This window comes from Curtobacterium sp. MCPF17_021 (assembly GCF_003234605.2).
In the GTDB taxonomy this organism is placed as follows: Bacteria; Actinomycetota; Actinomycetes; order Actinomycetales; family Microbacteriaceae; genus Curtobacterium; species Curtobacterium flaccumfaciens.
The window spans coordinates 817,630-838,036 of sequence record NZ_CP126252.1 but is presented as its reverse complement, the minus strand read 5'-3'; the positions used below and the strand labels follow the sequence as shown (position 1 = coordinate 838,036).

Below are 20,407 nucleotides of genomic sequence, written 5' to 3'. Positions count from 1 at the left end.
CGTGCGGGACGGGAGGCGCGGGGCGGCCCGGCCCCGCGCCTCCAGTCCGCACCGTGCGTGCGTCGCCACCCGGTGCGAGCTTCCACGCACCGTGCCCGGCTGCAACGCCGCACCAGGCGGCTCAGCCCGCACCGTCCGACAGGCCGCGCACCGTGCCGGACGGGAGGCGCGGGGCGGCCCGGCCCCGCGCCTCCCGTCCGCACCGTGCGTGCGTCGTCACCCGGTGCGAGCTTCCACGCACCGTGCCCGGCTGCAACGCCGCACCAGGCGGCTCAGCCCGCACCGTCCGACAGGCCGCGCACCGTGCCGGACGGGAGGCGCGGGGCGGCCTGGCCCCGCGCCTCCAGTCCGCACCGTGCGTGCGTCGCCACCCGGTGCGAGCTTCCACGCACCGTGCCCGGCTGCAACGCCGCACCAGGCGCGCAACGCTGTCCGGGCCGGCGAAGCCCGCACCGTGCCTACTCAGGCGGGGACGCCGCCGGGGTAGACGACGGACTTGAGCGACTCCGGGTCGGTGTCGCTCTCGAGGGCCTCGCGGACGTCGTCGAGCCCGAAGCGACCGGTGACGAGCGAGTCGAGGTCGACCTGCCCGGACGCGACCAGCTCGATGGCGACCGGCCACGTGTTCGTGTACCGGAAGATCCCGGTGACCGTGACCTCGAGGTTCTGGATGTGCTCGACCGGCAGCGTCATCTCGGAGTTGCCGAGCCCGACCAGCACCGCGGCACCCGCCGGACCGACCGCCTTGATGCCGTCCGACACCGCACGGGGTGCACCGCTGGCGTCGATGAACGCGTCGACGGGGACGATGTCGGACGCGACGGACACGGCGGTGGGGTCGACGACCTCGGTGGCGCCGTACTCCAGGGCCCGCGCACGGCGCTCCGGCACCAGGTCGCTGACGACGATGCGCGAGGCACCGAAGGCCTTCGCGACCTGGGCGCAGATGAGGCCGATGGGACCCGCGCCGGCGATGAGCACCGACGAACCGGGCACGATGCCCGCCTTGCGGACAGCGGCGATGCCCACGGACAGGGGCTCCAGGAGCGCGCCGGCCTCGAACGAGACGGCGTCGGGCAGGACGTGCGCGAACTCGGCCTCGATGGTGACGAACTCGGTGAAGGCCCCGTCGACCGGCGGCGTCGCGTAGAAGCGCATGTGCGGGCAGAGGTTGTAGCGGCCAGCCAGGCACTGCGCGCAGCGGTGGCAGGGGCGCTGCGGCTCGATGGCCACGCGCTCCCCCACGCGGGACGGGTCGACGCCCTCGCCGACGGCCTCGATCGTGCCGGAGAGCTCGTGCCCGAGGACGAGGGGCTCCTCGACGACGAAGTCGCCGATGCGGCCGTGGCGGAAGTAGTGCACGTCGGAGCCGCAGACACCCACGGCGGCGACCCGGACGAGCACGTCGCCGGGGTCGACAGCGGGGACGGGGCGGTCCTCGACGGTGAGGTCCTGGGTGCCGAGCAGGACGCTGGTGCGCTGGGTGGAGGTCATGCGGTTCTCGCTTCCTCGGCCGCGTCGTCGCGGCCGGACGTGTGGGTGGTGGAGGGGGCGGCGGGCGCCGCGGGCATGGTCGCCGTCGCCGGGGTCGGTGCCGGTGCCGGTGCCGCCGGCATCGTGGCGTCGCGCAGCAGCTCCGCGAAGCCGATCTCGGCGGCGCCACGGACCAGGACGTCGCGGCCGAGTGCCGCCGGGACGATCCGGAGCCGATCGGTCATGGCGGCCATCGTCTGCGCCCGGACGTCGGTCTCGACCCGGTCGCCGACGTGTCCGAGCAGCGCACCGAGGAACCCGCCGAGCACGACGACCTCGGGGTCGACGGTGTGGATGGCGTTCCGCAGTGCGGTCGCGAGTGCGGTGACCTGTCGGTCGACGACCCGCTCGACCTCGGGGCGGCCCTCGGCGAGCGCCGCGGCGAGCGCATCGAGGTCGTCCGGCGGGGTCCCGGTCACCGCGGTGAGGGCGGAGCGTGAGGCCTCGGTCTCCAGGCAGCCGACCGCACCGCAGTGGCAGCGGATCCCGTTCGCCGCGACGAAGGTGTGCCCGAGCTCGCCCGCGTACCCGTCGGCGCCGCTGAAGGGTCGACCGGCACTGACGATCCCGCCACCGATGCCGCTCGCGCCACCGTTCAGGTAGACGAGGTCGTCGACGCCGCGGGCGCTGCCGTACAGCCGTTCCGCCCAGGCACCGAGGTTGGCGTCGTTCGCGGCCCGGACCGGCAGCCCCAGGCGTTCCGCGAGCGGTGCGGCGAGGGGTTCGTCACGCCAGCCGAGGTGCGGGGCGTCGCGCACGGTGCCGTCCTCGACCCGCACGATGCCGGGCACGGCGACGCCGACCCCGACGATCCGGGCCGCCGGTCCGGTGCGGGCGAGGAGTGCTGCGAGGACCCGGGCGACGGCGTCGATCGCCTGCGCCGCGGTCGGCACGGTGGTCTGCGGCTCGACCAGCCGGTCGCGGACGGTGCCGTCGAGGCCGACGAGGGCGACCCCGACGGCGTCGATCTCGACCGTGACCGCGGCGGCGAGGACGTCGGCGGACGCCCGGACGACCCCGCTCGGCCGTCCGACACCGGCACCGGGGGTCCCCGCGGCGGGGGTCTCCTCGTGCACGAGCCCGGCGTCGACGAGTTCCCCGACGAGCGCGAGGATCGTCGAGCGGTTCAGGCCGGTGCGCCGGGTGAGCTCGGCGCGGGTGACGGGGCCGTCCTCGTGGACGAGCCGGAGGACGCGCGCGGCGTTGCCCGGCGTCGCCGTGGGCTGCCGTGCCATGGGTCCTCCTCGGTGGTGGGTGGGGTCGTGGTCGGCCGGTCAGCGCGACTGCGAGAACGCGGCGTCGAACGAAGCGTCCGGCGGCGCGATGGTACCGAGCTGCCGGACGAACGCCAGCGCCTCGGGCCCGCCGACGAGCCGGTCCATGCCGGCGTCCTCCCACTCGACGCTGGTCGGGCCGGCGTACCCGATGTGGTTCAGCACGCGGAACACCCGCTCCCACGGCACGTCTCCGTGGCCGGCGGTGACGAAGTCCCACCCGCGCCGGGGGTCGCCCCACGGCAGGTGCGAGGACAGCCGACCGTTGCGCCCGTCGAGCTGCTTCACCGACTCCTTGCAGTGCACGTGGTACACCCGGTCTGCGAAGTCGAGCAGGAACGCCGCGGGGTCGAGGTCCTGCCAGACGAAGTGCGACGGGTCGAAGTTGAACCCGAACGCCGGCCGGTCGCGGAACACCTCGAGGGTCCGCGCAGCCGTCCAGTAGTCGTAGGCGATCTCGGACGGGTGCACCTCGAGCGCGAACCGGACCCCGACCTCCTCGAAGACGTCGAGGATCGGTGACCAGCGGTCGTGGAAGTCCTGGTACCCGGCGTCGATCATCCCCGGGGGCACGGGCGGGAACCCGGCGACGGTCTTCCAGATCGACGAGCCGGAGAAGCCGGTGACGGTGTCCACGCCGAGCGCCGCGGCGGCACGGGCGGTCCACTGCAGTTCCTCGGCCGCACGCTGCCGCACGCCCTCGGGGTCGCCGTCGCCCCACACGTGCGGCGGGACGATGTCCTCGTGCCGCTGGTCGATGGGGTCGTCGCACACGGCCTGGCCGACCAGGTGGTTGGCGATCGTCCAGACCTGCAGCCCGTTGCGTTCCAGGATCGCCTTGCGCTCGGCGACGTACGAGGGGTCCGTCGCGGCGCGCCGGACGTCCAGGTGGTCACCCCAGCAGGCGATCTCCAGCCCGTCGTAGCCCCACTCGCCGGCGAGCCGGGCGACCTCCTCGAAGGGCAGGTCGGCCCACTGTCCGGTGAACAGGGTGACCGGCCGGGAGGCCCGGGTCGTCTCCGTCGTGTCGCTCGCGTCCGTCGTCGTCATCGTCGTCGTCCTTCTTCGCGGTGGTCGGGTTCCGTCACCAGGATCCGGGTGCGGACCCGGCGGGGACGGTGGCGGGTCGCTCGACGCGCGAGTGCACGTCGACGACCGAGTGGGCTCGGGCGGCGGCGGAGACCGCCTCCATGACCTCGAGCACGTGGAACGCGAGGTCGCCGGAGGCTCGGTGCGGCCGGTCCGTCGCGATCGCGTGCGCCATGTCGGCGAGACCGTAGCCGCGGCCGGCGTCGGCGTACCCGGCGGTGACCGGCAGGTCGCGCCACGAGCGGTCGTCGGCGGTGGCGATGGCGATGGACACGGTGTCCGAGAACCGGTTCGGGTCCGGGACGCCGAGGGTGCCGGCGGTGCCGTACACCTCGAACAGCGGGGCGCGGGTGGCCCACACCTCGAACGAGACGGTGACGGTGGAGACCACGCCGTTCTCGTGCTCGAGGATCGCGACGACGTGGGTGTCGATGTCGACCGGGATCGACGTGCCGGCGTTCGGTCCGGTGGCGATCGTCCGTTCGCGGGTGGAGCGGGTGGCGCTGCCGCTGACCCGGACGACCGGCCCGAAGAACGTGACGAGGCTGGTCAGGTAGTACGGCCCCATGTCGAGGAGCGGTCCGCCGCCCGGCTGGTAGTAGAACGCGGGCGCGGGGTGCCAGAGCTCGTGCCCGGGGGCGCTCCAGGCGACGGCGGCACCGACCGGGGTGCCGATCGCGCCGTCGTCGAGGGCGGCCCGTGCGGTCTGGATGCCGGTGCCGAGGACGGTGTCCGGGGCGCTGCCGACGCGCAGGCCGGCGGCGCGGGCTGCTTCGAGCACCGGTGCGGCCTCGGCGGTGGACATCGCGAGCGGCTTCTCGCCGTAGACGTGCTTGCCGGCGGCGAGGGCCCGGGTGGCGATGTCGGCGTGCGCGGCCGGGATCGTCAGGTTGAGCACCACGTCGACGTCGTCGGCGGCGAGCAGGTCGTCCACGGTGGTGCCGCGAACGCCCTGTGCAGTACCGACCTGCTGGGCACGGGCGACGTCGAGGTCGGCGACCGCCACGAGCGACAGCCCGGGCAGCGCCGGGAAGTGCTCGAAGTACTGCTGGCTGATGACCCCGACGCCGACGACACCGACGCGGAGCACCCCTTCGTTCACCGTGCTGCCCACAGGAGTCCCCGTTCGATGATGGTGCGGAGTGGCTGCGACTCGACGACCTCGAGGCGGTGCCCTGGTGCGGAGACGAACACGCGGCCTTCGCCCCACTGCCGTGTCCAGATCGCCGGTGCGGTGACCGGGCGGTTCCAGGCGTCGAAGTCGCGCGCATCCTGGGTGGTGGTCGCGAGGACGTCGTTGTACTCGTCGGACAGCACCCAGTACTGCTCGGTGACGAGGTCGAAGTCCTCGATGCCCTGCGTGATCGGGTGTTCGTGCCCGAGGTCGGTGAGGTGCACCGTGTAGGGGATGTAGTTGTCGGACTGTTCCCCGACGCGCTCGTCGGGGTGCTTGCCGGCGTGGTGCGCGAACTGCCCGCCGATCATGTGCAGGTAGTCGGCGGTGTTCCGGAACGCGTCCGCGATGCCGCCGTGCCAGCCGGCCAGTCCGGCGCCGCCCAGGACCGCGCGCTGCAGCCCGGCGAACTCGTCGTCGGCGATGGTCGACATCGTGACGACCTGCACGATCAGATCGACCTCGTCCATGACGGCGGCGTCGGCGTAGACGGCCGTCGAGTCCGACACCCGGACCTCGAACCCGTTCTCGCGCAGGAACGGGACGAACAGGTCGGTGGTCTCGACGGGCTGGTGGCCGTCCCACCCGCCGCGGACGACGAGCGCCTGGCGGGTCTGCTCGGCGGCGCTCACGAGGTCGCCGTCCAGGTGCTGCCGGCGGCGGCGCTGCGTTCGACCGCGTCGAGGACCCGCTGCACGTGCAGGCCGTCGGCGAACGACGGCGACGGGTCGGTGCCGGCGACGATCGCGTCGACGAAGTCCTTCACCTGGTGGCTGAAGGTGTGCTCGTACCCGATGAGGTGCCCGGTCGGCCACCACGCGGCCATGTACGGGTGCTCGGGCTCGGTGACGAGGATGCGGCGGAACCCCTGTTCCCCGGCCGGCGCGTTCGACTCGTACAACCGCAGCTCGTTCATCGACTCGAGGTCGAACTGGATCGCGCCCTCGGACCCGCTGATCTCGAGCGTCAGACCGTTCTTCCGGCCGGTCGCGTAGCGCGTGGCCTCGAACGTGCCGATCGCACCGTCGGCCGCGCCGCCGTCGAGCCGTGCGGTGAAGAACGCGGCGTCGTCGACGGTGACCTGCCCGCGCTCGCTCGATGCGGTGCCGGAGAGCCCCACCCCCTCGGCCATCAGTGGACGCTCCGTCACGAAGGTCTCGAGGGTGCCGGACACGGTGGCGAGCGACGCGCCGGTGACGTGCTCGACCAGGTCGATGGCGTGCGCGCCGATGTCCCCGAGCGCACCGGAGCCGGCGAGCGACTTGTCGAGGCGCCAGGTCATCGGGCCGTCCTCGTCCGCCAGCCAGTCCTGCAGGTAGAGCGCGCGGACCTGGCGCACGGTGCCGATCCGGCCGTCCTGCACCAGCTGCCGCGCGAACGCGATGGCCGGCACCCGGCGGTAGCTGAACCCGACCATCGCCCGGACGCCCTGTGCACGGGCGGCATCGGCGGCGGCGGTCATCGCCTCGGCCTCGGCGACGGTGTTCGCGAGCGGCTTCTCGCACAGGACGTGCTTCCCGGCCTGGAGCGCGGCGATCGCGATCTCGACGTGCGAGGACCCCGGGGACACGACGTCGACGACGTCGATGTCCGGATCGGCGACGACGGCACGCCAGTCGGTGGACGCCGACTGCCAGCCGTAATGCTGCCGGGCGGCCTCGGTGCGTTCGGGATCACGCCCGACGACCACCGCCATCTCCGGCTCGGCTCCGAGGTCGAAGAACCTGGGGGCGGTCCGCCACGCCTGTGAGTGTGCGGCTCCCATGAAGCCGTGCCCCACCATCGCGACCCGCAGTCGTTGCTGCACCGTCGACTCACTTGCCATCCGCTCGCTCCTTTGCGATCACGTGCTTGCCACAGCCAACACTACCGCTTATGTTGGGCGCGGCAACATTTTGTTTCGACGACGAACGGTGACCACCATGGCAACGACGCCCACCCGTGCAGACAAGTTCTCCTTCGGTCTCTGGACCATCGGCTACAACGGCTCCGACCCCTTCGGCGGGCCGACCCGACCCGCCCTCGACGTGGTCGAGGCGGTCGAGAAGCTCGACGAGCTCGGGGCCTACGGCCTGACCTTCCACGACGACGACCTGTTCGCGTTCGGTTCCACCGACGCCGAACGCCAGACCCAGATCGACCGCCTCAAGGGTGCCCTCGAGTCGACTGGGCTCGTCGTGCCGATGGTCACGACGAACCTGTTCTCCGCCCCGGTCTTCAAGGACGGCGGCTTCACCTCGAACGACCGGCAGGTCCGCCGCTTCGCGCTCCGCAAGGTGCTCCGCAACATCGACCTCGCCGCCGAGCTCGGCGCGTCGACGTTCGTCATGTGGGGTGGCCGCGAAGGCTCCGAGTACGACAGCGCCAAGGACGTGCAGGCCGCGCTCGAGCGGTACCGCGAGGCCGTCAACCTGCTCGCCCAGTACGTCACCGACAAGGGCTACGGCATCCGGTTCGCCATCGAGCCGAAGCCGAACGAGCCCCGCGGCGACATCCTCCTGCCGACCCTGGGCCACGCGATCGCCTTCACCGAGACGCTCGAGCGTCCGGAGCTGTTCGGCATCAACCCCGAGGTCGGCCACGAGCAGATGGCGGGCCTGAACTTCACGGCCGGCATCGCCCAGGCGCTCTACCAGGGCAAGCTCTTCCACATCGACCTCAACGGCCAGCGCGGCATCAAGTACGACCAGGACCTGGTGTTCGGTCACGGCGACCTGCAGAACGCGTTCTCGCTCGTCGACCTGCTCGAGCACGGCGCCCCGCAGGGCGGCCCGGCGTACGACGGCCCTCGCCACTTCGACTACAAGCCGAGCCGCACCGAGGACATCACCGGCGTCTGGGACTCCGCGTCGGCCAACATGCGCATGTACCTGCTCCTCAAGGAGCGTGCGCAGGCGTTCCGCGCCGACCCCGAGGTGCAGGCAGCGCTCGAGGCCTCCAAGGTCGGCGAGCTGTCGACGCCGACACTCAACGACGGCGAGTCGTACGACGCGTTCCTCGCCGACCGCTCCGCCTACGAGGACTTCGACGCCGACGCCTACTTCGGCGGCAAGGGCTTCGGCTTCGTCCGCCTGCAGCAGCTCGCGATGGAGCACCTCATGGGCGCTCGTGGCTGAGAACACGGACGAGCGCCAGCTCGTCGCCGGGGTCGACTCGTCGACCCAGTCCTGCAAGGTCACCATCCGTGACGCCGCGACCGGTGCGGTCGTCCGCGAGGGACGCGCGTCCCACCCGGACGGCACCGCCGTCGACCCCCGTCACTGGTGGGACGCCCTCGGTGCCGCCGTCGCGGATGCCGGTGGCCTCGACGACGTCGGTGCCGTCGCCATCGCCGGGCAGCAGCACGGCATGGTCGCGCTCGACGCCGACGGCCGCGTGGTCCGCGACGCCCTGCTCTGGAACGACGTCCGCAGTGCGGACGCGGCCGCGCAGATGGTCGACGAGCTCGGCCAGGAGGCGTGGGTCGCCCGGACGGGGCTGGTGCCGGTCGCGTCGTTCACCGGTACCAAGCTGCGGTGGCTCCGCGACGCGGAGCCCGAGAACGCGGCCCGCGTCGCGGCCGTGGCGCTCCCCCACGACTGGCTGTCGTGGCGGCTCCGCGGGTACGGACCGGCGGACGAGAGCCCGCTCGGCCCCGACCTCGACGCCCTGGCGACGGATGCGTCCGACGCCAGCGGCACGGGGTACTGGGACCCGGTGCGCCGCGAGTACGACCCGGAGCTGTTCGAGCTCGCGCTCGGGCGGCCGATGCGTCCGGCGTCGATGGGTGACGACGACGCCGTGGTCGTGCCGCGCGTGGTCGCTCCCGACGAGGCGATGGGCACCCTGTCCACCGACGTCGAGCTGCCCGGCGGCGCGGTCGCCCGGTCCGGCCTCGTCGTCGGTGCCGGACTCGGCGACAACGCCGGGGCGGCGCTCGGCCTGGGTCTCGGCCCGGGTGACGTCGCGGTGTCCCTCGGCACGAGCGGCACGGTCTTCGGGGTCAGCGACGCCGAGGTGCGTGACCCGAGCGGGACCGTGGCGGGCTTCGCCGACGGGACCGGGTCGCGCCTCCCGATCGTCACGACGCTCAACGCGGCCCGCGTGCTCGAGGTGATCGGCGGCCTGCTCGGCGTCGACCACGACGCACTCGGCGAACTGGCGCTGCAGGCGCCGGCCGGGGCCGACGGCCTCGTCCTGGTGCCGTACTTCGTCGGCGAGCGCACGCCCAACCGGCCGGACGCGACCGCATCGCTGCTCGGCATGACGCCGGCGACCACCGACCGGGCGCACCTGGCCCGGGCGGCCGTCGAGGGGATGCTCTGCGCCCTCGCCGACGGACTGGCCGCGGTGCAGGACACCGGGGTGACCGTCGAGCGGTTGCTGCTCATCGGCGGCGCTGCGCGGAACCCGGCGGTCCGCGCCGTCGCCGCGCAGGTGTTCGGCCGTGACGTCCTGGTGCCGGAGCCCGGCGAGTACGTCGCCGCGGGTGCTGCGAAGCAGGCCGCGTGGGCGCTCACCGGTGCCCTGCCGACGTGGGACACCGCGACGACCACCGTGCCGTCCGACCCGCACCCCGAGGTGCTCGAGCAGTACCGCGCCGCGGCGCGCTGACCGACGCACCGGATCCGACACTCCCCGCCCCCGGCGCCCTCCACCAGGGCGCCGGGGGCATCATCGTCCCCGGAGGACACCCATGCCACTGACCGACCTGCCCCTCGACGCGCTCCGCGCCCACCGCTCGGACGTCCGTCGTCCCGCTGACTTCGACGCCTTCTGGGCGGACACGATCGCCGCCGCCCGGACCGCGGGCGAGGGCGTCGAGGTGACCCTCGTGCCGGCCGAGACCCCGGTGACCGGGCTCGTCGTCGAGGACCTGACGTTCCCCGGGTTCGCCGGTGACCCGGTGCGGGCGTGGGTCAACCGTCCCGTGACGGACGACCCGGGCGCGCTGCCGGTCGTCGTCGAGTTCCTCGGCTACGGCGGTGGCCGTGGTCGGCCGGGCGAGCGCGTGCACTGGGCCCTCGCCGGGTACGTGCACGTGGTGATGGACACCCGCGGCCAGGGCTCCGGGTGGGCCGGCGGCGACACCCCGGACCCGCACGGCTCCGCACCGCACGCCAGCGGCTGGATGACGAGCGGCATCGGCTCGCCCGCCGACCACTACTACCGCCGCGTCTACACCGACGCCGTGCGGCTCGTCGCGGCGGTGCGGACGCTGCCCGGGGTCGACCCGGAGCGCATCGCACTGACCGGTGGCAGCCAGGGCGGTGGCATCACGATCGCCGCGGCGGCCCTGGTCGAGGCACACGTCGGACCGGTCGCCGCGGTGCTGCCCGACGTGGCGTTCCTGGCCGACTGGCGGAACGGCACCGACGTCGCGGTCGGCGGACCGTACCTGGAGCTCGCGCAGTACCTCGCCGTCCACCGCGACGCGGCTGACACCGTGTGGGCCACCGCCGCGTACCTGGACGGGGTGAACCACGCCGCCGGGGTCACCGCCCCGGCACTGTTCTCGGTCGCGCTGATGGACGACGTCGTGCCGCCGCGCACCACCTTCGCCGCGTTCAACGCCCTGGGCTCCGACGACCGCGAGATCGTCGTGTACCCGTACAACGGACACGAGGGCGGTGGCTTCCGGCACTGGGAGCGCCAGGCTGCGTTCCTGGCGGACCGGCTGCAGGCCCGCGTCAGATGAAGTAGTGGTGCCGGTGGTGGGGCCCGGTGCTCCCACCACCGACGTCGTAGTGCACGGTGAGGGTCTGTTCCGAGTCACCGCGGTGGTCGCCCCACTCGAACAGGATGCTGTCCGGCACGACGTCGGGCTGGTGGAGCAGGACCCGCTCCGCCAGCCCGATCAGGCGCTGCTGTCGGGTGCGCACGGGCCGAGCCTCAGGTGCTCGTCCGGAGCGTCTTCTTCGGGTACTCGTCGAAGCGCTGGTGGTACGTGCTCGAGAACCGCCCCATGTGACGGAAGCCCCACCGGTGCGCGACCTCGGCCACCGTCGTCTGCGCGCAGTCGGCGAGCTGGAGCGCGATCCGGACCCGGTCGAGGCGCACCTGCATCAGGTACGTCATGGGGCTCACACCGACGTGCTGCACGAAGTTCTCCTGCAGCGTGCGGGAGCTGACCCCGATGGCCCCGCAGACGTCCGCGAGCTGGAGCGGGCGGTCGCAGTGCTCCGCGAGCCAGGCCTGCGCCAGTTGCACGGTGCCCACGGTCCGGGCCACCGGCCGCGCGACGGGTTCCGTGCCCGTCCCGCCGAAGGCCCGGAGGACCGCCTCGGCCAGCAGCACCTGTGCCGACAGGTGCCCGCCCGGGTTGCGATCGGGGTGCAGCGCGTTGACGGCGACCGCGTCGATGCGGGCGAGCAGGTGCGACACCTCGGCCTCGTCCGGCAGGGGTCGCAGTCGGCCGTCGAAGCGGTGGTCGAACACGACCCCGTTCACGGCGTCGAGGAAGCCACGGTCGACCCGCAGCACCTGGACGGTCCCCGCCGGCACGACCAGCGTGAACGGCCGGTCCGTCGGCAGGAGCACCGGCACGCCGGGCCGGGTCGGCACCGCGTCGTCGACCCGGAGGCACCCCGCGGTCGACCACGCCAGGACCGGCGTGCCGTCCGGTGAGAACGAGGCGGCGGCGGCCGTCGACACCGCCGACGACAGCAGCGCGACGTTGTGGTGGCGCACGGTCCGGTGCCGGAAGGCGAACCGGTCGGTGGGGGCGAACCGTACGTCGCGACCGTCGTACACGGCGCGGACGGTCCGGACGGCGTCGGAGGGTGTCCGACCGCACCGCTCGGCCGCCCGGGGAGCGTGGCCGACCGCGGCCCGCGGGACGGTGTCGCTCCTCACGGGTTCCGCCCCCGATGGGCGCGGAGGTCCGCGAAGGTGAAGCGCTCGCGATCGACGTCGTCCTCGGACTGCACGATCCACCCGCGCCGGGCAGCCCGTGCCCGCGCCCGGTAGGAGGTGATGTGGACCGGGGCGACCCCCGGTGCACGCTCGTAACCACTCATCAGATCCTCCGATCTGCCCCCGCGCCTCCGACCCTGTTCGGAGGGGGACAGTTTGAGTACCTTCTGGACGATAAGCGCCCTCAACGGGGTCCACAATGGCCCCCGAACGGGTGCGATCCACATCCGCGCACGCCGGATAACGGCGGCGTCGTGGCGTCGGAGGCCGATCGGCCCGACCGACTCGTACCCTCCACGTATGGACCAGGCACCGACCACGGCGAGTGGTCCCGAGCACGGCGGAGCACGGCTGTCGCGCACCGTGCACGAGGCGCTGCGGTTCGTGCACGCCCACGCCCGCGAAGCGATCTCCGTACCGGACATCGCCGCCGCCGCACACCTGTCGACCCGCGGCCTGCAGAGCGCGTTCCGGCGGGAGCTGCAGACCTCACCCGCGTCGTACCTGCGCGGGGTGCGGCTCGAGGGCGTCCGCCGCGACCTGCTGTCGATGACACCGGCCGACCGTCGCACCATCGCGGACGTCGCCAAGCACTGGCACTTCAGCAACGCCGGTCGGATGGCGGCCGAGTACCGCGCCGCGTTCGGCACGGCACCGTCGGCGGCGCTCCGGTCGTTCGACCCGGAGGACCCGGACCCCCGCGCCACGTCGGACCTCGCCGGGTCCCCGGGCGAGGGATCACGCTTCCGGATCGTGCTCGACTGCGAGGTGGAGGTCGACGACGCCGACGCGACCTTCGCCCACGCCCTGCGCCGTGCCCAGGGCGACGACCGCCCCTGGCACGGCTACGACCCCGACGGCAGCACGGCGGACGTCGTCGCGTTCCTGCTGGCGAACGCCGTCCGCGGGGCCGCCGGGGACACCTCCGGCATCCGGCTGCGTGCGGTCAACCCGATGCTGCGGGCGCCGGACGAGCACGGCGGGTACCCGTCGGCCGAGCTCCCGCCGTGGTCGGCACCGGCCGTCCCACCGTCGGCCACCGGCACAGAACGGGACTGATCGCGCCGTCGATGGACGAAAAGCGCCAGGGGTCGAGGAACCGGGGGAGGATGGACCTCGCGGGCCCGGCACGTGCGGCGGGCCCCGGCAAACGGAAGGCAGCGCCATGGGCCAGCTCATCTACGACTCGCAACCCCTCGAGCTCCGCCTCGACGACCGTGCGCTCACGCACCTGCAGATCGTCATCGTGAACCTCATCCGCCGCGGGGAGAGCTTCGTGTTCTCGTGGAAGGACGACCCCGCCGTCGGCGGGGGCCGCAGCAGCATCTGGATCCACCCGTACTGTGGACTGCACTTCAAGTTCGCCGGCGGCAAGTCCCCGAGCGTGAACCGCTCGTGGCTCGACGAGCTCTACGCCAGCGCGGCGAGCGGCTCCGGCCTCGTCCTGAGCCCGGAACCGACGGACGCAGAGGGCCCGGTCTCCGCCGACGACGTCGCCGGCGCCCCACCGGCACGACCCACCACGACCATCAGCGCCTCCTGACCGGAGCGCTGACGACGCGCCCCGACCGGGCACGAGCGACAGGATGCCCCTCCCCGTGACCACCACCCCGCGTCGACGCCGCTCCGCGCTGCTCGCCGCCGCGCTCACCGCCGGACTCGCACTCGCCGGCTGCACGGCCCCGACCGCCGCCCACGCTGAGGGGTTCGACGTGACCGGCTTCCAGCCCGAGAACGCCGACACCGCCCTGGTGGACGCGAACGCCGCCGCGATGGACGTGGTCGGCGTCGACGGCCTGCTGCTGAACCGCACGGGCACGAAGGTCACCGCCCCGTCGCGCGCCGCCAAGGCCCAGCGCAACCGGGCGCACGCCAACGGGCTCACCGCGCAGCTGCTCGTCAGCAACTACTCCGAGGCCGACGAGGACTTCAGCGAGCCGATCGCGCGGAAGCTCCTGACCTCGCCCGCGAACCGCGCCCGGGTCGTCCGATCACTCGCCGCCGACGTGGCCACGGGCGGCTGGGACTCGGTCATGATCGACCTCGAGGCGCTGACCCCGGCGGAGAAGCCCGGTCTCACCGCCTTCGCCCGGGAGCTCCGGGCCGCCGTCGGCGACGACGTCCGGCTCGACATCGCCCTGTCCGCGTCGACCACCGCCGCCGGGTACGCCCGCCTCGGCTACGACGTCCGCGCCCTCCGCGCCCCGCTCGACCACCTGACGCTCATGGCCTACGACCAGCACGGCCCCTGGGAGCCGGACACACCCGGCCCGGTCGGGTCGCTCGCGTGGTCGTCGAAGGCTGCCCGTGCGCTCGCGACCCTCGCTCCCGCCGACCAGATCGTGCTCGGTGTCGCCGGGTACGGCTACCACTGGAAGGGGAAGCGTCCGGCCGGTCAGCTCTCCGACGCCCAGGCCCGGCTCCGGGTCCGGAAGGCGGGCGCGACCGCCCGGTGGGACGCGACGGTCGGCGAGTGGACCGCGACCCTGCCGAGCGGTGAGGTGCTCTGGTGGTCCGACGCACGCTCGCTGCGCGAGCGGGTCGCGCTGGCGGAACGGCTCGGCCTGACGGGCGTCGCCGTCTGGTCGCTGGACCTGTCCGACCGGATCGAACCGGTCGGGTGACCGCGACCCGCTGACGGACGGGAGGCGCGGTGCGAGCCCGCACCGCGCCTCCCGTCCGTCACCCGGTCACGCCCAGGGCGCGTGGTCCGTCACCAGGTCAGACGAGCGACCACTCCACCAGGCGGGGGTCGTCGAGGGTGACCTCGTGGACCGAGCCGGTGACCGCGACGGTGGCGCGCGCCGTGGCGGTGCCGGGGACGGGGTGTCGGACCGGCCCGTCGCCCGAGGCGACGATCCCACCCGCTGCCACCGGGCCTCCCGGCCGGGACGCCGCCGCGTGCGACGCGACCCAGACCTGCACGTCGCCGGGTTCGACCACCTTGCGCATCCGACGGTCGGTGAACGCGAAGCGCTGCACCGGGACGCGGAAGCGGACCCGCGCGGACTCCCCCGCGGCGAGCGCGACCCGCGCGTAGCCGAGGAGCTGCACCTCGGGCCTGGTGACGCTGCCGTGCACGTCGTGCCCGTAGAGCTGCACGACGTCCTCGCCGGCACGGGACCCGGTGTTCCGGACCGTCACCCACGCGGTGAAGACGCCGTCGGAGCGGACGTCCTGGTCGACGACGAGCTCGTCGTAGGCGAAATCGGTGTAGCCGAGGCCGAAGCCGAACGGTCGCACCGGCGTCGAGTCGGCGGCGGTGACGTCGGACGGACCGCCGAGCCGCGGGTGCAGGTACGTGAACGGCTGCGCACCGGCGGACCGGGGCAGGGACAGCGGCAGGCGGCCCGAGGGCGAGGCCTCGCCGGTGAGCAGGTCGGCGATCGCCAGCCCGCCGCCCTCGCCCGGGAAGAACGCCTGCACGACCGCGGCAGGACGCGGCTGGTCACCGTCGAGCGCCCAGCCGATCGCGTACGGCCGGCCGGTGAGCAGCACCATCACGGTGGGGGTGCCGGTCGCGACGACGGCCTCGACCAGCTCGCGCTGCACGCCGGGCAGGTCGAGCGACTCGGTGTCGTTGCCCTCGCCGACCGTGCCGCGGCCGAAGAGTCCGGCCTGGTCGCCGACGACGACCACCGCGACGTCCGAGGCGGCGGCCACGGCGACCGCGTCGGCGAAGCCGGCCCGGTCGTCGCCCGTGACGGCGCAGCCCGCGGCGAAGCGGACCGCCGACGGGCCGAGGGCCCGGGCGACGGCCTCGCGGACGGTCGGGATCGCGAATCCGAGCGGCAGGTCGGGATGCGAGGCGAGCACGTGGTTGGCGAACGAGTAGCAGCCCTGCAGGGCCTCGGCGCGGTCGGCGTTCGGGCCGATGACGGCGACGGAGGCCCCCGGTGCGAGCGGGAGGACGGGGGTGGTGCTGTCGACGGTGCCACCGTCGGCGGTGCCGCTGTCGGCGGTGCCGCTGTCGGCGGTGCCGCTGTTGGCGCTGCCGCTGTCGTTCGACAGCAGCACGAGCGACTTCGCCGCCAGCTGGCGTGCGAGTGCCTGGTGCAGCGGGGTGTCGAGGTCGATCCCGGTCGGGGCGTCCTCGGCGAACGCGTCCGGTTCGAGCAGGCCGAGCCGCTCCTTCTGCCGGAGCACCCGGAGCACGGCGCGGTCGACGAGTGCCTCGTCCACCTGCCCGCTGCGGACCCGCTCGACCAGCGGCGCGAGGTACGCGTCACCGGTCGGGAGCTCGACGTCGATGCCGGCCTCGAGCGCCAGCGCCGCGGCCTCGCCACGGTCGGCGGCGATGCCGTGCATGACCTCGAGGAACGCCACCGAGAAGTAGTCCGCGACGACGGTGCCGTCGAAGCCGAGCCGGTCGCGGAGCAGGTCGGTGAGCAGCTCGCCGTTCGCCGCGACGGGCACGCCGTCGATCTCGGCGTACGAGTTCATGACGCTCCGGGCGCCGCCGTCGCGCAGCGCCATCTCGAACGGCGGCAGGTACACGTCGGCGACCTCGCGGGCCCCGGCGTGCACGGGGGCGTGGTTCCGCCCCGCCTGCGACGCCGAGTAGCCGAGGAAGTGCTTCAGGGTCGCGTCGACCCCGGCGGACTGCAGGCCACGCACGTACGCGGTGCCGACCGTGCCGACCAGGTACGGGTCCTCGGCGATGCACTCGTCGACCCGGCCCCAGCGGGGGTCACGGATCACGTCGAGCACGGGTGCGAGCCCCTGGTGGACGCCGAGCTGGCGCATGGACGCACCGATCGCGGCGCCGACCTGCTCGACGAGCTCCGGGTCGAACGACGCGCCCCACGCCAGCGGGGTCGGGAACGTCGCGGCCTTCCACGCGGCGAGCCCGGTCAGGCACTCCTCGTGGACGAGCGCCGGGATCCCGAGCCGGGTCTCGCGCTGCAGGCGGCGCTGTTCGGCCCAGAGCCAGGCGGCACGTTCGTCGGGTTCGACGGGGCGGGTGCCGTAGACGCGGGTGAACTGCCCGATGCCGTCGCGGGTGATGTCCGCCAGGGTGCTGCCCTGCTGCACGGCCGCCATCTCGCCCTGCATGGGGGCGACGACGCCGTTCTGGTCGAGCCAGTAGCCGACGAGCTGCGCGACCTTCTCGTCGAGGGTCATCACGGCGAGCAGGGCGTCGGCGCGGGGTCCGGCGGCGGTCGCGGTCGCGTCCGTCGCGCTGTCGCTCTGGAGGCGCGGGTCGCGTCCGGCGGTCTGCGTCGCGTCCGTCGCGGTCACCCCTTCACCGCCCCGGTCAGGCCGCCGACGATGCGGCGTTGGAAGATCGTGAAGAACACGAGCGCCGGGATCATCGACATCGAGGTGAACGCGAGCACCTTGGCGGTGTCGACGGAGTACTGCGACGAGAACGACTGGACCCCGAGCGGCAGCGTGTACGCGGCCTCGTTGTTCAGGATGAACAGCGGCAGGATGTAGCTGTTCCAGCTGGCGATGAACGCCAGGATGCCGACCGTGACGACCCCGGGCAGCGACAGCGGCACGACCATCCGGAAGAAGAACCCGAGACGGCTCGCTCCGTCGATCGACGCGGCCTCCTCGAGCTCGTCGGGGATCGCCCGCAGGAACGGCACCAGGATGATGACGGTGGTCGGCAGCGCGAACGCGATCTGCGGCAGGATCACGCCGGCCAGGCTGTTCGTCAGACCGAGGTCCTTGACGAGCAGGTACAGCGGGGTGATCGCGACGGTGATCGGGAACATCAGACCAGCAGCGAACAGGGCGTACAGCGCCCCGCGGCCGGCGAACCGGTAGCGGGCGAGCACGAAGCTCACCATCAGCCCGAGCACGACGACCCCGAGGGTGGTCGTGACGGCGCTGATCGTGGAGTTGCCGAGCTGCTGCCAGAAGATACCGCTGGACAGCACGGACCCGTAGTTGCCGAACTCGAACGGTGCCGGCAGTCCGGCGGGGCTCGTGGTGATCTGCGAGTTGGTCCGGAAGCCGCCCAGCACGATGTAGAGCACGGGTGCCAGGTTGGCGGCGACGAACAGGATCGCGACGACGTACGTCAGCGGGTTCGCGCGTCCGATCGCGGCACTGGACCGGCGCTCCCGCACGGCCCGGCGCCCGGGGGCGACGATGCTCGTGGTGGCCATCAGTTCTTCCTCTCGGTGAGTGCACCCGCGGTGTCGCGGCGGAGCACGAAGCGCTGGTAGATCAGGGCGACCACGAGCGAGATCCCGAACATCACGACCGCGACGGCGCTGCCGAAGCCGAAGTTGCCCGAGGTCCGGCCGTTGGCGACCATGTACGTCGCCATCGTCGAGGTGCCCGCGGTCGACGCGATGTACTGCCCCCAGATGATGTAGACGAGGTCGAACAGCTGCAGCGAGCCGATGATCGACAGGAACGCCCAGATGCGGATGGTCGGACCGAGCAGCGGCAGCGTGATGCGCCGCTGGATCTGCCAGTAGCCGGCGCCGTCGATGGCGGCGGCCTCGAACAGTTCCTCGGGGATGCTCTGCAGGCCGGCGAGGAACAGGATCACCGCGAAGCCGATGTACTTCCACGAGATGATCACGAGCAGCGTCCAGATGGCGATGTCGGGGTTCGACAGCCAGTCCGCACGGAGCCCGCCCAGGCCGATGCTCTGGAACAGGTCGTTCACGGCGCCGTTCGACTGGAGCATCAGGCTCCACCCGGTGCCGACGATCACCTCGGAGATGACGTACGGCACGAAGACGAGCACGCGGACGAGCCCGCGGCCGTGCATCTTCTGGTTGAGCAGCAGTGCGAGCACGATCGCGATCGGCCCCTGCAGCACCAGCGAGAGCACGACGATGAAGCCGTTGTGCATCAGGACCGCGTGGAACGCCTTGTCCTGGAAGATGATCAGGTAGTTCTGCAGCCCGACGAAGTCGGTGGGCGGGCCGTAGCCCTGCCACTTGAAGAACCCGTAGTAGGCGGCGAGCGCCACGGGCAGGATCACGAACGTGACGAAGACGATGACCGCGGGTCCGGCGAGGACCGCGATCTCGACGCGCTTCCGCCAGTCCGCGATGCGGCGCTTGGTCCGCCGACCGGCGGGGAGCGGCGAACCGCTCCCCGCCGGGGACGTCCCCGCGGCCGTGTCCGACCCGGTGGCCGGAGTCGTACCGAGCGAGGTGTCGAGGGTCATGCTCAGCCCTTGGCCGCAGCCTGGTTGGTGGTCTCGACGATGTCCTTCGCGCTGCCCTTGTCGGCGAGCAGGTCGACGACGCTGGTGTTCAGCGCGTTGCCGACGTTCTGGCCGTACAGGGTGTCGAGGTACTGCGAGACGAACGGGGCCTCCTGGTAGGCGGCCAGGGCCGACTTCAGGTAGTCCGAGTCGACGACCGACTGGGCTTCCTTGTTCACCGGGATGGCGTTGAAGGCCTTGTAGTAGCCCTCCTGGTTGTCCTTCTGCACGATGAAGTTCAGGAAGTCGGTGCACGCCTTCTTCGGGGCCTGCGCCGAGCAGGAGTTGCCGTCGACACCACCCATCATCGACTTCGGGTCACCCTTGCCACCGTCGATCGCGGGGAACGGGAACCAGCCGAGGTCGGGCAGCGGCTTGGCGTCCGGCGTCAGCGACGCGATCACGCCCGGGTCCCACGCGCCCATGAGCTCCATGGCGGCCTTGTGGTTGGCGAGGAGACCGGCGGAGCTGCCGGCGCCCTGCTGTGCGGCGGTGGTCAGGAAGCCGTTGTTGAAGGGCTTGGTGGCGTTGAAGTCCTCGAGCTGCTCGCCGGCCTTCGTCCAGCAGGCGTTGTCGAACTTCAGCGACTTCGCCGTGTCCTCGAGGGTCTTCTGGCTGCACTCGCGGAGCGCGAAGTTGTAGTACCAGTGGGCGGCCGGCCAGGCGTCCTTCGCGCCGACGGCGACCGGGTCGATGTCCTTGGCCTTGAGCTTCGTGATCGCGTCGTTCAGCTCGTCCATGGTCGTGGGCGTGCCCTCGATGCCGGCTTCCTTGAACAGGTCCTTCGAGTACCAGATGCCCTCGGGGAGCACCGCGCCCGGCATGGCGTAGGTCTTGCCGTCCTTCTCGTACCCGGCGAACGTGCCCGCGCTGATGGACTTCTTCGCGTCGGCGCTGATGGAGTCGGAGATGTCCATGAGCTGCCCGGCAGCGATCATCGCGTCCATCTTGCCGCCGCCGCGCTGCAGGAACACGTCGGGGGCGTCGCCGGAGTTGAGGGCGGTCTGGAGCTTGCCGTCCAGGTCCTCGTTCTGGATCGCCTGGGTCTTGATGGTGACGTTCGGGTACTTCTCCTCGAACGCCTTGACCGTCGAGGCCCAGTAGGCCTTGCCCGGTCCGGTGGTCGAGTTGTGCCAGAAGGTCATCGTGACCTTCCCGCCGTCCTCGGAGGCATCGCTGCCCGCCGAGCACCCACTGGCCACCAGTGCTGTGGCCCCGATCAGCGCGATGGCTGCCGCGGCACGGATCTTCCTCGTCATCGTG

The 20,407-nt window shown here is 72.6% G+C and carries 19 protein-coding genes; 6 read left to right on the top strand and 13 right to left on the bottom strand.

What is annotated here, in order from left to right:
- Positions 1 to 462: 462 nt before the first annotated feature.
- From DEJ29_RS04100 to DEJ29_RS04075, 6 genes are read right to left on the bottom strand one after another with little or no spacing between them, the layout of a single operon-like run.
- Entirely contained in the window at positions 463 to 1,494 is a 1,032-nt protein-coding gene (locus DEJ29_RS04100; RefSeq protein WP_111095813.1) for an NAD(P)-dependent alcohol dehydrogenase, read from the bottom strand.
- Positions 1,491 to 2,768, bottom strand: coding sequence for an ROK family transcriptional regulator (locus tag DEJ29_RS04095; RefSeq protein WP_284174075.1), 1,278 nt, complete (start codon positions 2,766 to 2,768; stop codon positions 1,491 to 1,493). Before DEJ29_RS04095 ends, DEJ29_RS04100 begins: the two co-directional genes overlap by 4 nt.
- A 39-nt stretch (positions 2,769 to 2,807) precedes the next feature.
- Complete coding sequence (locus DEJ29_RS04090; RefSeq protein WP_110865026.1) at positions 2,808 to 3,857, bottom strand: sugar phosphate isomerase/epimerase family protein; 1,050 nt, start codon at positions 3,855 to 3,857, stop codon at positions 2,808 to 2,810.
- Between the two features lie 34 nt (positions 3,858 to 3,891).
- Complete coding sequence (locus tag DEJ29_RS04085; RefSeq protein ID WP_111095646.1) at positions 3,892 to 5,010, bottom strand: Gfo/Idh/MocA family protein; 1,119 nt, start codon at positions 5,008 to 5,010, stop codon at positions 3,892 to 3,894.
- Complete coding sequence (locus DEJ29_RS04080; protein WP_071405217.1) at positions 4,995 to 5,702, bottom strand: ThuA domain-containing protein; 708 nt, start codon at positions 5,700 to 5,702, stop codon at positions 4,995 to 4,997. The genes DEJ29_RS04085 and DEJ29_RS04080 overlap by 16 nt, the downstream gene beginning before the upstream one ends.
- A complete protein-coding gene (locus tag DEJ29_RS04075; RefSeq protein ID WP_258376001.1) occupies positions 5,699 to 6,895 on the bottom strand; it encodes a Gfo/Idh/MocA family protein in 1,197 nt (398 codons plus the stop codon). The genes DEJ29_RS04080 and DEJ29_RS04075 overlap by 4 nt, the downstream gene beginning before the upstream one ends.
- Before the next feature lie 97 nt (positions 6,896 to 6,992).
- Between DEJ29_RS04075 and xylA the strand changes: the two genes are divergently transcribed.
- The 3 genes from xylA (at position 6,993) to DEJ29_RS04060 (ending at position 10,747) form a co-directional block, all read left to right on the top strand.
- Positions 6,993 to 8,186 carry a xylose isomerase gene (xylA, locus tag DEJ29_RS04070; RefSeq protein ID WP_111095671.1) on the top strand — a complete coding sequence of 398 codons (1,194 nt, stop codon included), beginning with the start codon at positions 6,993 to 6,995 and terminating at the stop codon, positions 8,184 to 8,186.
- Entirely contained in the window at positions 8,179 to 9,663 is a 1,485-nt protein-coding gene (gene xylB, locus DEJ29_RS04065; protein ID WP_111095647.1) for a xylulokinase, read from the top strand. The genes xylA and xylB overlap by 8 nt, the downstream gene beginning before the upstream one ends.
- 82 nt (positions 9,664 to 9,745) lie before the next feature.
- Positions 9,746 to 10,747: an acetylxylan esterase gene (locus DEJ29_RS04060; protein ID WP_111095648.1), complete on the top strand. Its 1,002-nt coding sequence runs from the start codon at positions 9,746 to 9,748 to the stop codon at positions 10,745 to 10,747.
- Here the strand turns inward: DEJ29_RS04060 and DEJ29_RS04055 are convergent.
- The 3 genes from DEJ29_RS04055 to DEJ29_RS04045 form a co-directional block, all read right to left on the bottom strand.
- The gene (locus DEJ29_RS04055; RefSeq protein WP_111095649.1) at positions 10,740 to 10,931 is read right to left on the bottom strand and encodes a hypothetical protein; all 192 of its coding nucleotides are present in this window, start codon (positions 10,929 to 10,931) and stop codon (positions 10,740 to 10,742) included. The genes DEJ29_RS04060 and DEJ29_RS04055 overlap by 8 nt on opposite strands.
- A 10-nt stretch (positions 10,932 to 10,941) precedes the next feature.
- Positions 10,942 to 11,802: a helix-turn-helix transcriptional regulator gene (locus DEJ29_RS04050; RefSeq protein WP_220037358.1), complete on the bottom strand. Its 861-nt coding sequence runs from the start codon at positions 11,800 to 11,802 to the stop codon at positions 10,942 to 10,944.
- Positions 11,803 to 11,900: 98 nt separating this feature from the next.
- On the bottom strand, positions 11,901 to 12,068 hold the full coding sequence (locus DEJ29_RS04045; protein ID WP_181438252.1) for a hypothetical protein: 168 nt from the start codon (positions 12,066 to 12,068) through the stop codon (positions 11,901 to 11,903).
- A 196-nt stretch (positions 12,069 to 12,264) separates the two neighbouring features.
- Here DEJ29_RS04045 and DEJ29_RS04040 point away from each other — a divergent pair, with 196 nt between their 5' ends.
- From DEJ29_RS04040 to DEJ29_RS04030, 3 genes are all read left to right on the top strand, one after another.
- Entirely contained in the window at positions 12,265 to 13,023 is a 759-nt protein-coding gene (locus DEJ29_RS04040; RefSeq protein WP_110865022.1) for a helix-turn-helix domain-containing protein, read from the top strand.
- A 106-nt stretch (positions 13,024 to 13,129) separates the two neighbouring features.
- A complete protein-coding gene (locus DEJ29_RS04035; protein ID WP_071245963.1) occupies positions 13,130 to 13,507 on the top strand; it encodes a DUF7882 family protein in 378 nt (125 codons plus the stop codon).
- A gap of 55 nt (positions 13,508 to 13,562) precedes the next feature.
- On the top strand, positions 13,563 to 14,588 hold the full coding sequence (locus tag DEJ29_RS04030; protein WP_110865021.1) for a glycosyl hydrolase family 18 protein: 1,026 nt from the start codon (positions 13,563 to 13,565) through the stop codon (positions 14,586 to 14,588).
- A gap of 97 nt (positions 14,589 to 14,685) precedes the next feature.
- Here the strand turns inward: DEJ29_RS04030 and DEJ29_RS04025 are convergent, their stop codons facing one another.
- The 4 genes from DEJ29_RS04025 to DEJ29_RS04010 all read right to left on the bottom strand — a co-directional run bounded on the left by DEJ29_RS04025 (position 14,686) and on the right by DEJ29_RS04010 (position 20,403).
- Positions 14,686 to 17,088 (bottom strand): glycoside hydrolase family 3 N-terminal domain-containing protein, encoded by a 2,403-nt coding sequence (locus DEJ29_RS04025; RefSeq protein WP_502866897.1) that lies wholly within the window; start codon positions 17,086 to 17,088, stop codon positions 14,686 to 14,688.
- A gap of 113 nt (positions 17,089 to 17,201) precedes the next feature.
- On the bottom strand, positions 17,202 to 18,083 hold the full coding sequence (locus DEJ29_RS04020; protein ID WP_017886791.1) for a carbohydrate ABC transporter permease: 882 nt from the start codon (positions 18,081 to 18,083) through the stop codon (positions 17,202 to 17,204).
- Positions 18,083 to 19,105, bottom strand: a complete 1,023-nt coding sequence (locus DEJ29_RS04015; protein ID WP_111095650.1) for a carbohydrate ABC transporter permease — start codon at positions 19,103 to 19,105, stop codon at positions 18,083 to 18,085. The genes DEJ29_RS04020 and DEJ29_RS04015 overlap by 1 nt, the downstream gene beginning before the upstream one ends.
- A gap of 2 nt (positions 19,106 to 19,107) precedes the next feature.
- The gene (locus tag DEJ29_RS04010) at positions 19,108 to 20,403 is read right to left on the bottom strand and encodes an ABC transporter substrate-binding protein (RefSeq protein WP_111088877.1); all 1,296 of its coding nucleotides are present in this window, start codon (positions 20,401 to 20,403) and stop codon (positions 19,108 to 19,110) included.
- Between the last annotated feature and the right edge of the window lie 4 nt (positions 20,404 to 20,407).